Annotated in this window: 13 protein-coding genes; 9 read left to right on the forward strand and 4 right to left on the reverse strand. The window is 31.2% G+C overall.

The window, feature by feature from the left end:
- Positions 1-56: 56 nt before the first annotated feature.
- From ACH5TX_RS18610 to ACH5TX_RS18645, 8 genes are all read left to right on the forward strand, one after another.
- Positions 57-260, forward strand: a complete 204-nt coding sequence (locus ACH5TX_RS18610; RefSeq protein ID WP_439340998.1) for a tautomerase family protein — start codon at positions 57-59, stop codon at positions 258-260.
- Between the two features lie 147 nt (positions 261-407).
- Positions 408-722: a hypothetical protein gene (locus ACH5TX_RS18615; RefSeq protein ID WP_439340999.1), complete on the forward strand. Its 315-nt coding sequence runs from the start codon at positions 408-410 to the stop codon at positions 720-722.
- Between the two features lie 76 nt (positions 723-798).
- Complete coding sequence (locus ACH5TX_RS18620; RefSeq protein WP_439341000.1) at positions 799-1,599, forward strand: DUF6503 family protein; 801 nt, start codon at positions 799-801, stop codon at positions 1,597-1,599.
- Between the two features lie 186 nt (positions 1,600-1,785).
- Positions 1,786-3,051, forward strand: coding sequence for a hypothetical protein (locus ACH5TX_RS18625; protein ID WP_439341001.1), 1,266 nt, complete (start codon positions 1,786-1,788; stop codon positions 3,049-3,051).
- 101 nt (positions 3,052-3,152) lie between these two features.
- The gene (locus ACH5TX_RS18630) at positions 3,153-3,725 is read left to right on the forward strand and encodes an acetate uptake transporter (RefSeq protein ID WP_439341002.1); all 573 of its coding nucleotides are present in this window, start codon (positions 3,153-3,155) and stop codon (positions 3,723-3,725) included.
- A gap of 154 nt (positions 3,726-3,879) precedes the next feature.
- Positions 3,880-4,071 carry a cold-shock protein gene (locus ACH5TX_RS18635; protein WP_439335591.1) on the forward strand — a complete coding sequence of 64 codons (192 nt, stop codon included), beginning with the start codon at positions 3,880-3,882 and terminating at the stop codon, positions 4,069-4,071.
- A gap of 176 nt (positions 4,072-4,247) precedes the next feature.
- Complete coding sequence (locus ACH5TX_RS18640; protein WP_439341003.1) at positions 4,248-5,588, forward strand: DEAD/DEAH box helicase; 1,341 nt, start codon at positions 4,248-4,250, stop codon at positions 5,586-5,588.
- Between the two features lie 5 nt (positions 5,589-5,593).
- Positions 5,594-6,907 (forward strand): DEAD/DEAH box helicase, encoded by a 1,314-nt coding sequence (locus ACH5TX_RS18645; RefSeq protein WP_439341004.1) that lies wholly within the window; start codon positions 5,594-5,596, stop codon positions 6,905-6,907.
- A gap of 3 nt (positions 6,908-6,910) precedes the next feature.
- Here ACH5TX_RS18645 and ACH5TX_RS18650 read toward each other — a convergent pair whose 3' ends face one another.
- From ACH5TX_RS18650 to ACH5TX_RS18665, 4 genes are all read right to left on the reverse strand, one after another.
- Complete coding sequence (locus tag ACH5TX_RS18650; protein ID WP_439341005.1) at positions 6,911-7,810, reverse strand: EamA family transporter; 900 nt, start codon at positions 7,808-7,810, stop codon at positions 6,911-6,913.
- Positions 7,811-7,953: 143 nt separating this feature from the next.
- Positions 7,954-10,140: an amino acid permease gene (locus ACH5TX_RS18655; RefSeq protein ID WP_439341006.1), complete on the reverse strand. Its 2,187-nt coding sequence runs from the start codon at positions 10,138-10,140 to the stop codon at positions 7,954-7,956.
- A 152-nt stretch (positions 10,141-10,292) separates the two neighbouring features.
- Positions 10,293-10,997, reverse strand: coding sequence for a LytR/AlgR family response regulator transcription factor (locus ACH5TX_RS18660; protein ID WP_439341007.1), 705 nt, complete (start codon positions 10,995-10,997; stop codon positions 10,293-10,295).
- Positions 10,990-12,120, reverse strand: a complete 1,131-nt coding sequence (locus ACH5TX_RS18665) for a sensor histidine kinase (RefSeq protein WP_439341008.1) — start codon at positions 12,118-12,120, stop codon at positions 10,990-10,992. The genes ACH5TX_RS18660 and ACH5TX_RS18665 overlap by 8 nt, the downstream gene beginning before the upstream one ends.
- A 322-nt stretch (positions 12,121-12,442) precedes the next feature.
- Here ACH5TX_RS18665 and ACH5TX_RS18670 point away from each other — a divergent pair, with 322 nt between their 5' ends.
- Positions 12,443-13,330, forward strand: a complete 888-nt coding sequence (locus ACH5TX_RS18670; RefSeq protein WP_439341009.1) for an ABC transporter ATP-binding protein — start codon at positions 12,443-12,445, stop codon at positions 13,328-13,330.
- The last annotated feature ends 1 nt before the right edge of the window (position 13,331 follow it).

Raw genomic sequence — 13,331 nt, forward strand, 5'->3', positions numbered from 1 at the left:
AAATACGTCTAAATTCTGAAAGAGTATAATAAGTTTTAAACTTTAAAAAAGTAATCATGCCACATTTTATAATAGATTGTTCAGAAAATATAATATCATTAAAATCTCCAAAAGATATCATGCAAAATGTGTATGATACTGCAGAATCTACAAATCTTTTTGACAAAGGAGACATCAAAGTACGAATTAATCCATATAAGTATTATAATATCGGAAACGATAAAGACAGTTTTATTCACATATTCGCAAATATTATGTAAGGCCGCACTATTAATCAAAAAAGTAGTCTTTCAAAAAAAATAATTGAAGCGTTAACAGTTATGTTTCCTAATGTTCCAATTATCTCAATGAATATAAGAAATTTTGAAAAAGCAACGTATTGTAATAAAGCAATGATATGAAAGAAGATGAATAAAGAAGATAAATTAAAACTATTAAAAACAAGTTGGGAGCTACACAGTCAAGTTGAAACGGGTTATTTAAATAATGCTGCAAAGCAAGGAGATGAAAAGTGGTTAGAAAAGCAACGTTTACTTTTATCAGATATGGCGCTTCATTTACTACAAACCGCTATAAGTCCAGAAGCTATTAAGTTAGATAGATTGCGTGATAATATACACGCGATTTTAACTATAAGCGATCAGTTTTTACCTGAGGCAAATCTTAAAAAAGCAACTGAAGATTTATATAAAGCCGAAAACACCAATATTTCAAGACCATAATAGTAATCTCAAAACTGTAAGTTTTACAACTAATATCGACTTCTAAACTAATTATTAACTTAAAACCTCTATAAACGTGAATTCACAAATTAAAAGTACGCTTGCTAGTTTTTTAGTTTCACTCGTATTTACACTTTCAATTAGCTCACAAAATACAGATGCTAAATCTGCCGAATTATTAGATGCTTTAGTTGCTGTAAACGGTGGTTATAAAACATTAGCAGCTAAAAAAGATGTTCAATTTCATTATGTATATGATAATTTTGAAAAAGGAAAAGATGTATCAACAGAACGTCATATATTTCATGGCGAGCATTCTTGGGCGTCTTACGTGCAACATGATTTAAATGTGTTACCTGGTAAAAAAGGGATTGCTATACAATCGTATGTTGATGGTAAACCTGCATTAACTTTAGATGGACAAGAAATAACAGATGCCAAAGCCATTGGTGGCACTATCTTTTTACGTAAAGTAAATTTTTATTGGTTCACTATGATGTATAAATTAAAAGATCCAGGTACTAATTACAAATATCTAGGAACGGAAAAAGTAGGCGACATTACATATAATAATGTAAGCTTAATTTATGATGCCAATATTACCAAAAAAGAGAAAAATGACGAATACATCCTATATTTCAACCCGAAGACGCATTTAGTAGATCAATTTTTCTTCTCATTACCAGATTGGGGCATTAACAAACCAATACTAAAAATGACTTTAACTTATGAAAAAGTGGATGGTATTTTAATTTCTACGGTACGTAAAGGGTTTATGCCTAATAAAGAAGGAGGCTATATACCTATTGGTGTATATACATTTAGTGACATTAAATTTAATAATGGTTTTAAGAAAGAAGATTTTATTTTATACTAAACTATGAAACATATTTAATAATTAAGCTCAATGTATTGTTGGGCTTTATTTAAAAACAAAATCAAAGCTTCTTAATAAACATACAATAGCATGAACTGATAAAACTCATATTATACTGCTAATTATGAAAGTATTTTTGCTTCTTCAAAAAAAAAGCAAATAATACCTATTGAGTTAGTAATAAATATGAAGAATAAAAAAACGGTTAGTGTTATCTCACTTTCACTTATGTTATCAATCTCGTTTTTGATGACAGCACAGAAAAAAGGATTGCAATCTATTATCAAATTTAGCGGATACATAAGTAACGACGCTAGCATAAATACTAGACAAAGTGTTTCTGCAAGAGGCGAGGGTTTATTTGTACTGGCGCCAGAACCCATTCTGTTAGATAATGAAGGTAATGACATTAATAAAACGCCATCATTTAACTTTATAGGTATCAATTCAAGAATTAGAGCAAAAATTACTGGTCCTGTGGCATTTGGTGCAAAAACATCAGGAATGATAGAAGGTGATTTCTTTGGTGTAAATGCCGATTCAAAATTTAATTTCAGGCTTAGGCATGCCTTTTTAAAGCTAGATTGGACTAAATCACAGTTGTTAGTAGGGCAATATTGGCATCCTACATTTTTACCACAATGTTATCCAGGAACCGTTTCCTTTGGCTCTGGATCTCCATTCAATCCACTTGCTAGAAATCCGCAATTTAGATTTACTTATAATTCAGGAAAAATAACCATGAGTTTGACCCAATTAACAAATGGACATTTTAGAAATAAAGGTGCAGCAGATTCTCAAATTAACTCATTAATTCCAGAATTTCATCTTCATATACATTATAAAACCGAAAACTTTATTGGAGGTATAGGGTTAGGACACAAAACATTGCGTCCAGAAATTATAACCACCAATAATTATATTACCAAACAGAAAGTAAATTCTAATACCGCTTTAGCTTTTGCTAAAATAACTTTGAAAAAACTCACTATTAAAACCTATGGAATTTATGGTCAAAATAATGACAACCTTGTTATGATGGGTGGATATGCAGCTATAGAAAAAAACTACACACAGGACCAAATTGCTAAAGGCATTGTAGAGTATACACCATACAATAACATAACCTCTTGGTTAGATATTAATACCATTGGAAAAACATTTGTAGCAGGTGTTTTCGCTGGTTATTCTGAAAACTTAGGTGCTACAAAAAAAGTAGATATTACTAGTTATACAGGACGATGGGGAAACGTAAAAAACATGATGCGAGTGTCTCCTAGACTAGTCTTTATTTCTAATAGAACAAGCATAGGAACCGAAATAGAATATTCTTATGTAAATTATAGTGCTTCTGCTCAAAATATAGCAGCTTATGACAGTAAAGGGAATGTTGTTAGTTATGAAGCTGCAGATAACTTAAAGTTTTTACTGAATTTTACTTATAAATTTTAAAATCTATTGGTGTCAAATACTAGAAAGCTTTTTTTAACTGATAAATATCATTAATAAAGCCAATTAAATGAAGGTATTTTGCTTGAAATTAAATTACAAACATGAATACTATAAAATTAGGAAACCCTGCAGTTGTAGGTTTAGCAGGATTTGGATTAACAACATTATTATTACAATTTCATAATTTAGGATGGTGCGGATTAGGCCCTGTTGTAGCTATGGGTTTTGTTTTTGGAGGATTAGCACAATTAATAGCTGGCTTTATGGAGCAAAAAACAGGCAATAATTTTGGCTTTGCTGCCTTTACAAGTTACGGTGCCTTTTGGATTGGTTTAGGAGTTATTTGGTTGTTAAATTATTTTGATCTTTATCCGTCTTCAAAAACTGATGTTGGCATGTATTTAATTGCTTGGACACTTTTGACCATGATTTTCTTGGTAGGATCTTTATTTATTCATACTGCTATGATATTTACTTTTACCACTTTAACTATTGGTTTTATTTTACTAGACTTAGCGCATTTTGGTTTTCCAGAAGTAACTTCTTTGGCTGCTTATGTTTTAATAGCTTGTGCTTTGGGCGCTTGGTATATGATGGCTGCAACTATTATTAATGATGTAGCAGGAAGAGACATATTAAAAGTAGGTAAGCCTTTAATTAAAAAAACGGAATAAGGGTTTGCTAAGCATTAAAAAATTATACTGTAACCCCTTGACTATCTTGTATGAATTATAATGAATTGAAAATAAGTGAATTAATATGTTGTATGTCCAATAAATGGCATCACCTTTGCATATCAATAAATATTATAAATTTAATTACATTACAATGAGTAAAGGAACAGTAAAATTTTTCAATGATTCTAAAGGATTCGGATTTATCACTGAAGAAGGCGTAGATAAAGATCATTTTGTACACATTTCTGGATTAGTTGACGAGATTCGCGAAGGCGATGTTGTTGAGTTCGATCTTCAAGAAGGAAACAAAGGATTAAACGCAGTGAACGTAAAAGTTATCTAATACATATACTTTCAAGTTTAAAAGAAAGCTCATCGTTATTGATGGGCTTTTTTTATGTCTTGTTTTATTTGTAGCACATTATCAGTTAGAGCGCAATCGAAACCAATAAATAGAATAATAAACCAATTGACGCCATTCCCTATGAAAGTGTCATTATCTTTGCACAAAATTACGTTATGTCAAAATTATTTTCTGATTTAGGAATTCATACTTCATTACAACAAAGTTTAGCCGATTTACAAATTTCTGTTCCAACAGATATTCAAGAAAAAGTCATTCCTGTTGTATTGAAACAAAAAGAAGATGTTGTTGCTTTAGCAAAAACAGGAACTGGTAAAACGGTAGCTTTCGGATTGCCTTTGTTACAGTTAATAAATACAGAAGATACTACGGTGCAAGCCTTAATATTAGCACCAACAAGAGAATTAGGACAACAAATACACGCTAATTTAGTATCGTTTACAACCAATAGTCCAGCTATTTCTGTAGCAGCTGTGTGCGGTGGTATCCCTATAAAGCCTCAAATAGAGCGTTTAAAAACACCAACTCAAATAGTAGTGGCAACACCAGGGCGTTTAGTCGATTTAGTAAAACGTGGTGCTATCAACATTAAAGACTTAAAGTATTTAGTGCTGGATGAAGCCGATGAAATGGTGAGTGCTTTAAAAGAAGATTTGGATATTATTATTAAAAGCATCCCAAAATCGAGACGCACCTTGCTATTTACTGCAACAATGCCCGGAGCTATCAAGCAATTGGTTCAGAATTACATGTCGAAACATGTGGTACAGATTGAAGCAGACATGGGGACTGTAGGTCATCAAGGAATCGATCATCAATATGTGGTTGTAGAACCAATAGAAAAACTAGACGTATTACTTCATTTTTTAAATAAGAAAGAAGGACAACGTGGTATTATATTTTGTAAAACCAAAGCAGCCGTTAATAAATTAGCAAAAAATTTAGCTATTAATAAATTCTCGTCTGGTGCGTTACATGGTAGCTTATCGCAAGGTATTCGCGATAGAATCATGGGGCAGTTTAGAGAAGGTCATATTGATATTTTAGTGGCGACGGATTTAGCTGCGCGTGGTATTGACGTAAAAGATATAGCATACGTTGTTAATTATCATTTGCCAGATACCTATGATGCTTATGTACATAGAAGCGGACGTACAGCCAGAGCAGGAGCAAAGGGGCTTTCATTAACCATATTGCAACAAGAAGAAGTTGTTGATATTGCTGATTTTGAACAAGAATTAGGCATTGTTTTTAAAACCTTTGAAAAAGCTGATGCACAGAGCATTGAAGAAAACAATGGCTTGTTATGGGCTAAAAAAATATTTAAAACCAAACCTAATCGTGAGGTTTCAGAAGATTTTAAAGCAAAAATAAAAACGATCTTTCATCATTTAACAAAAGAGGAGCTCGTAGATAAAATATTAGCAAATTACTTAGCGCAAACGGGTACGGTAGTACTTAAACCAGAAGTGTCTAAAAAGAAAAAGAAGAAATAAATAGTATGGCAAACCCAATAAAAACTCAAGACGATATTTTAACAAAATTAAATATCGAAGCCTTGAATCCTATGCAAGAGGAAGCTGTTTCTGTTATTGAAACAACAACAAACACGATTATATTATCGCCAACAGGCACAGGAAAAACATTGGCGTTTTCGTTACCATTATTAAAAACTTTAAAGTTAGATTCTACTGAAGTTCAAGCTTTAATATTGGTGCCATCAAGAGAATTAGCCATTCAAATAGAACAGGTTATTCGCTCTATTGGTTCTGGTTATAAAGTTAATGCGGTTTATGGTGGTAGACCCATGTCTAAAGACAAAATTGAAATTAAACACAACCCAGCTATTTTAATAGGAACACCTGGTAGAATATTAGATCATTTTAATAGCGATCGCTTTTCTAAAGCGAGTATAAAAACACTTATTTTAGATGAATTTGACAAGTCTTTAGAGGATGGTTTTGAGGAAGAAATGAAAGCAATTATAGATCAAATTCCTAGTGTAAATAAACGCATATTAACCTCTGCAACACAAGGTGTTACTATTCCTGGTTTTGTAAGGTTGGATAAGCCAACTACAATCAACTATTTAAAAGCAAAAAAAGAATCGAAGTTAGCCATTAAAACAGTGGTGTCTCCAGACAAAAATAAACTAAAAACCTTGTTGAGTTTGATGCAACATATTGGCAACGAACAAGGGATTATTTTCTGTAATTTAAGAGATAGCATAGGAGAAGTGAGTCGTTTTTTAAAACGAAATAAATTGAGTCATGCTTGCTTTTCTGGTGGTATGGAACAAAAAGACAGAGAACGTGCTTTAATAAAATTTAGAAACGGTACCTGCCAAGTATTAGTGGCAACCGATTTAGCAGCAAGAGGTATAGATATTCCAGAACTGAATTATATTATTCATTATGAATTACCTCGTCATGAAGAAGAATTTATTCATAGAAACGGTAGAACCGCTAGAGTTAATGCTAAAGGAACTGCCTATATATTAAAATGGGAAAACCAGTTATTACCTGAATTTATAAAAAATGTTAATGGCATTAATATTTCTAAAAAAGCACCGCATAAACCACAATATTGGGAAACCTTATTTATTTCAGGCGGACGAAAAGATAAAATTTCAAAAGGTGATATTGCAGGTATGTTTTTTAAACAAGGTGGTCTTAACAAAGATCAATTAGGAACAATTGAATTAAAACCTGATTGTGCCTTTGTAGGCATTCCGTTAACACTAGCTGAAGAACTGGTAGAAAAATTAAATAATACGCGCTTAAAAAAGAAGAAGGTAAGAGTTACTATTTTGTAAGCTTTATGTATACAAAATCAAAAATACACCACACATAATACCTGCTAATGGCACTAATTTTTTTCGTTTGTTTTGTTCTTTAAAAATCAAACCTCCTATAACGACTGCAATAATTAACTGACTACGTTTAATAGCTGAAAGTAACATAATTAAAGCTTCTGGATCTTGTAAAGCTTTAAATGAAAAGTAGTCAGCAATTTGCAGCAAAACCCCAACTAAAGGGATTGACCAACGCCATTTAAAAGCTTTTCGTTTTTCTGCTTTGGGAAACCAGATTACTGTCATTATAATCAGTAAAATAAGTACGGTATATAAACAAAACCAGAATTGTAATGTTTGCGGGTTTAAGGTTAAATTCTGAATTAAAAATTTATCATATAAACCACAAGAAGCTCCTAAAAAGGTAGCGCCTATAATAGCAAATATCCATTTATTTCTTTTAAAATGAATGCCTTCTTTTTTGCCTATTTTAGAATATAATAGTACAGAGAAAATAATAAGAAAGAAACCTATCCATTGCCAAAAACTAGGCTTTTCTTGATAAATAAGAATAGCACCAATAAAGGTAAAAAAAGGACCTGCCGATCGTATAGGTGTTACAATAGTTATTGGTAAATGTTTCAAGGCTTGATATGCTAATAACCAAGAAGCTGCCATCATAGCAGATTTTATAAAAATAAAACCATGGGTTTTCCATGGTATATTGGTAATATAAAACTGAATCTTAATCATGTATTCTGGGTAGAATACAGAACCTATATAAAAGGGGAGAAGTAATAAAAATCCAGATGAAATAGTTCCTAAAAGCACAGGAAACACTTCATTGCCTTGTACAGCATGTTTTTTACATAAGTTATGTAATCCTAAAAATAAAGCCGCTAAAAGTCCTAAGTACATCCACATAATGCGCGCGAAGATACTAATACGCGTATTATAATTTTACACTGAATTCTGATTTATTTTGAGGCTTGAAATAGTTTGTTTGAAGTCTAATTACATTTGAATACTTAATTCGCTGAAAAACAAGTTTTAATAATCAAATAGCACTATGAATCCTTAATAAAATCTAAATCAAGTACATTAAAATTATTAGCTGCTTTTACCAATAGGGTAGAACCTATGGTTTCAAATAAATTATTCGTTTTAAGTACAAATTCTGCTTGCTTTTCAATCTTGTAATTAGGAATACCAATTAGAGTTAAATCTGTATTAGCTGAATATTGTGATATAATATTATAAAACGGTTCTTGCTCTACAGCATTATTAATGATTTTTATTTCTACATTAACTCTTAAACTATCAACGAGTTCGTCAATTTTTGAATATATAATATCTCTATCAACATTGTTATTATTTAAAAACAAGACTCTAATTTTAGTATGACTCCATTTAGGAGATGCAATGATGAATCTAGCTATATTCAACATCATTTCAGCATTCTTACTATCTGTTTCTCGCCACCATAAATCTACCGTTTGATAGTTTCCAAACTTTGTCTTATTATCAAAATCGAGATACAATAAATTATAATCTAAATGTAATAAGGTTTGAGTCATTTTAGAATATTCCTCAGAATTCTCTAAACCCTTTGGCCATCCCATCATAATGGTATTAGGCTCAACACCTGAAAAGCCAAAAGTGGTAGCTATATTAGTAATACCATTATATATATTATCAACTTTTACTTGTCGTGCAAAAATACCAAGATCGCTAAAGGTATCATCTCTTACAATTTGTTCTGTTCTTTTTAATGGCTTAAAATTATCTTTTTCTATAATAAGTTTAAAATTGGTAACAATGCCTGTTCTGCCTGAAACCGTTTTACACAACTCTAGTAAGTAAGATTGATGCTTGCTTTGACCACTAAATAATATAATATTAGGGTTCCAATTTGGGTTTGCATCATCGCCTTGCGCATTTATTTTTTTTAAACCTTTATTTACTACATTTTCCCAAACACTTCGCCATACGTCATTAGACTGTAACTTGACTTCCTTCCGTTGTAATCCAAAATATAAGGCTGCTACAATAGCAAAGGCAGCAATCATAGCCATCATATCTAGTTTAAACATAACTGTAAAACAAGCTATAAACCCAAGTAAACCAATCCAGCGTTTAATTTTAAATGACGGTTGAAAATCTGGATTCGCCCAACTTTCAAGAAAATAAGAAATATTTATAAAACCATATGCCGTTAGGTAAAACATAGATACCACGCGCGCAATAACATCTAATTCACCTATTAAAATACCAGCTTCGGCAATAATAAATACCATAAACAAGGCATTTACTGGCTCTTCGTTTTTCCCTTTTCCTTTACCAAATAGTTTAGGTGTTACCTTATCTATAGACATGGCTTGTAAAATTCTAGGAGCACCAAGAATACCACCTAAAGCCGACGATAAGGTAGCTCCCCAAATTCCTCCTACCACAGCTGGAGCAAATAAGGCTATTTTCATTAAAAAATTATAATCTGTTTTTAAGACTTCAGAATTAACGCTAAAAGCAATAAAAACAGCAAGTGCAATATAAATTAGTAAGCCTACACCAATAGCCGATAAGGTTCCTAGAGGAATTGATTTTTTCGGATTTTTTAAATCACCACTCATAGCAATTCCTGCTGTAAACCCTGTAACAGCTGGAAAAAATACTGCAAATACCACTTCTAAAGGTACTGAGCTTGGATCAGAAAATAAATGTAAGGTTTCAGGAGCATAATCACTGCTTCCCAAAAAAACAGAAATCAACGAAATAACAATGGCTGCCAGAATAAAAAACTGCATTTTTAGTGCAACAGACGTACTAATTAAAGCTAAAACAGTAAGTGATATTAACGCAAGTGTACCAGTTAACCGAATATCATTAATAGCCATTCCAAAACCAAAATAGCCGTTTAAACTTTCGGCAAATCCTACTAAATATAAAGCAATAGAAAAAGCAGTACCAACATATAGGGCAATACCAATAGAACCTCCAATAGGAATGCCCATACTTCGAGATAATACATAATAAATACCACCAGCACCTATTTTTTTATCTGATGCCACAGACGAAACACTTAAACCCGTAGTAACCGCAATAACGTGTGCTATAATTATAATGGCAATAGCACCAAATAAACCTGCGTTACCAACAACCCAGCCTAAACGCATATACATTATCACCCCTAAAATGGTTAATAATGATGGCGTAAAAACGCCTTCAAATGTTCTATATTTCTTTTTTTCGTCCATTATTTTGGTCTTTATAAGGAATATTCGCAAAAGCGAAAGTGAATATAGCTAATCTTTTTGTTTACATTATTTAGAATACAAAATTTTTAAAACAAAGCTTATAATAATACTCTAATAAACCACACTTTTGATAATGTAAAAAATATGACGAATTAACTACCATATAGTCTATTAATGCTATTCTTGTATGTCTGTCCAATTGGTATTTTATGTTCACTAATTAAAATACGATTCCCCTCAATAAACTTTATTTTATCAATAGCAACAATAAATGATTTGTGAACGCGTAAAAACTTAGAAGCATTTAATAAATCTTCATAGTGTGATATTTTTTCATGACTTACAATCATTTCATCTTTAAGAAATAGTTTAGTATAGTTTCCATATGCTTCTATATATAGCAAGTCGTTCAAGTCAATTTGATGATGTTTTTTGTCTCCTTTTACAAAAAAACGAGTTGTGCTATCTGTTGCACTAGAAATTTCTTTAATAATCGTTTTTGTTGTTTGTGCTTCTGAAACCTTATTTACAGCTTTCACCAAACGTTCAAAACTAAAAGGTTTTAAAATATAATCGACAACATTTAGCTCAAAGCCTTCTAAAGCATGTTCTTTATAAGCTGTAGTTATTATTGTTTTTGGTGGTTTTGTGAGTGTTTTTAAAAAATCTAAGCCTTTCAATTTTGGCATATTAATATCTAAAAACATAAAATCTATCGTGTTTTCATTTAAAAACTGCATGGCTTCCATTGCGTTATAACAGTTTTTTTGTAACTGAATATGCGGCAACATACTACAAAACTCTTCAATGATTTCGTGAGCTAAAGGCTCGTCGTCAATAATAATATAGTTAAGCATGTTTTGAAATTTTTAAAGTGGTTTTATAGCTATTAGTGGTTTTATTAATCGTCAACTCGTGTTTCTGTTTGTATAATAACGCTAATCTCCGTTTTAGGTTTGTGAGTCCGATGCCTTTGGTTTCGCTTATTTCATTGGGATCGTAGTTGTTTTCAATGTCAAAACAGATGGTATTTTTGTCATCATATAAATTAATATGAATATAGGCATTTTCGGTAAGGGTTTCAATACCATGTTTAAAGGCATTTTCTAAAAGTATAATATACATTAATGGCGCTATAGATAAACTGGAATCAATTTCATGCTTAAAGGTAATATCTACGGTTTTTTTATAGCGAATTTTATGCAGTTCTATATAGTTATTAAGATACTCAATCTCATCACCAATCTGCACGGTTTCTTTTTCACCTTCATAAATGGTATAACGCATCATATCAGATAATTTAAGAATAACCTCTGGAGCTTGCTTAGAGTTTTTAACTGTTAGTGCATATAGATTATTTAATGTATTGAAGAAAAAATGCGGATTAATCTGACTTCGCAATAATGATAATTCGGCTTTAGATTTTTCGGCTTTTAGGTTTTGAATCCATTTCCATTGTTCAAAAACCCAAACCAGAAACAAAACAGGAATTGGTAAAAAAAATATGTAAAAGGGAAAGTCTTCCTTAATTTTTAAATAAGCTTCTAAATCGCCAGAAAACAATCTTAAATACAAAAAATATAAAAATAATGGTATGTAAATGATGGTTATTAATTTCCAGTATTTTTTAAGAAATGAAGGAATTAAAATATAAGCAAAACCAATCCAGAATCCTATTAATAAGATAAAGGTTATTGGGTTGTCTGGGACACTCATTAAACTATCTGCTAATAGCGTAATAAAAAAGAGTGCTATTAAACTTAATACTTTAAAAACCGTCTTCTTTTTCTTTTTTAAGTAGTTAAAATTATGAAAAGGCAAAGCAATTATAAATCCCCAAAATATGGCATAAATAACAATCTCAAAGGTTTGGTTTTCAGGAAGAATAATTATCCCAATATAATCTAAAAAATAGAAAATAGGAACTATAACAAGCAACCCAATAAAAAAGGCTTTATATTTTTTTAAAAACTGAATCATACTTCAAAAGTAGTTATGTTATCTCGTCTTCACAACTAATTGGACATACACCATTGTTTTTAATATGAACACATTCTTTTTTTACATGAACCCAACTTATGCTAATTAGTATAGAATGTAACACCATTATAATCCTGTTTGTCATATATACTTTAATAACCTTAACCATGCATATATGTTTGTATCAAATTAATATTAAAACAAAAACAATGAGCACTTTAAACAATACAAAAATCAGAATTAAACTAAATGCATCTAACAGTAATACTTGGAATGCAAAAAGACGTTTCAGATAAATCAATCTATTAAAAAACAAACAGTTATGAATACACTACAAATTAACAATCTTACCAAAACATACCCAAACGGTGTAAAAGCATTAAACGGAATTAATTTAGAAATCACGAATGGTATGTTTGGTCTGTTGGGTTCTAATGGCGCAGGAAAATCATCACTAATGCGAACCATTGCTTCTTTACAAGAACCATCTTCAGGAAGTATTTCTTTTAACGATATAGATGTTGCTAAACAACCTCATGAAATTAGAAAGCAGCTTGGATATTTGCCACAAGAGTTTGGAGTTTATCCAAAGATATCTGCAGAAAAATTATTGAATCATTTGGCAATTTTAAAAGGCATCATCAATAATAAAGAACGTAAAGAACAAGTAACGGCTTTGTTACAACAAGTTAATTTGTACCAACACAGAAAGAAAGCAGTATATACTTTCTCAGGAGGAATGCGACAACGTTTTGGTATAGCACAAGCTTTATTGGCTAATCCACAATTAATAATTGTAGATGAACCTACAGCTGGTTTAGATCCAGAAGAAAGCAATCGCTTCCTAAATTTATTAAGTGAAATAGGAGAGAACGTAATTGTAATTCTTTCTACACATATTGTAGAAGACGTAAGAAACTTATGTCCTAAAATGGCTATTCTATCTAATGGAGAAATTATATCTCAAGGAAATCCAACGGATTTAGTTACGAGTATTGACGGCAAAATTTGGACAAAAATAATTCCTAAAAAGGACATTGATATCTACAAAAAAGCATTTGATGTTATCTCTATAAAACTAGTTTCTGGAGAAACACAAATTCGTGTATTGTCTGAAAACAAACCAGAAGTTGGGTTTGACGTAATTGCACCAAATTTAGAAGATTATTATTTCGCAACATTGTTTAATCACACCAATATAAAAGCTTAAG

This window comes from Thalassobellus citreus (assembly GCF_044385915.1).
GTDB lineage: Bacteria > Bacteroidota > Bacteroidia > Flavobacteriales > Flavobacteriaceae > Thalassobellus > Thalassobellus citreus.

Coding starts and splice junctions, on each gene's coding strand:
- ACH5TX_RS18610 (WP_439340998.1), top strand. CDS start 57: ATGCCACATTTTATAATAGATTGTTCAGAAAATATAATATCATTAAAA.
- ACH5TX_RS18615 (WP_439340999.1), top strand. CDS start 408: ATGAATAAAGAAGATAAATTAAAACTATTAAAAACAAGTTGGGAGCTA.
- ACH5TX_RS18625 (WP_439341001.1), top strand. CDS start 1,786: ATGAAGAATAAAAAAACGGTTAGTGTTATCTCACTTTCACTTATGTTA.
- ACH5TX_RS18630 (WP_439341002.1), top strand. CDS start 3,153: ATGAATACTATAAAATTAGGAAACCCTGCAGTTGTAGGTTTAGCAGGA.
- ACH5TX_RS18635 (WP_439335591.1), top strand. CDS start 3,880: ATGAGTAAAGGAACAGTAAAATTTTTCAATGATTCTAAAGGATTCGGA.
- ACH5TX_RS18640 (WP_439341003.1), top strand. CDS start 4,248: ATGTCAAAATTATTTTCTGATTTAGGAATTCATACTTCATTACAACAA.
- ACH5TX_RS18645 (WP_439341004.1), top strand. CDS start 5,594: ATGGCAAACCCAATAAAAACTCAAGACGATATTTTAACAAAATTAAAT.
- ACH5TX_RS18650 (WP_439341005.1), bottom strand. CDS start 7,810: ATGTGGATGTACTTAGGACTTTTAGCGGCTTTATTTTTAGGATTACAT.
- ACH5TX_RS18655 (WP_439341006.1), bottom strand. CDS start 10,140: ATGGACGAAAAAAAGAAATATAGAACATTTGAAGGCGTTTTTACGCCA.
- ACH5TX_RS18660 (WP_439341007.1), bottom strand. CDS start 10,997: ATGCTTAACTATATTATTATTGACGACGAGCCTTTAGCTCACGAAATC.
- ACH5TX_RS18665 (WP_439341008.1), bottom strand. CDS start 12,120: ATGATTCAGTTTTTAAAAAAATATAAAGCCTTTTTTATTGGGTTGCTT.
- ACH5TX_RS18670 (WP_439341009.1), top strand. CDS start 12,443: ATGAATACACTACAAATTAACAATCTTACCAAAACATACCCAAACGGT.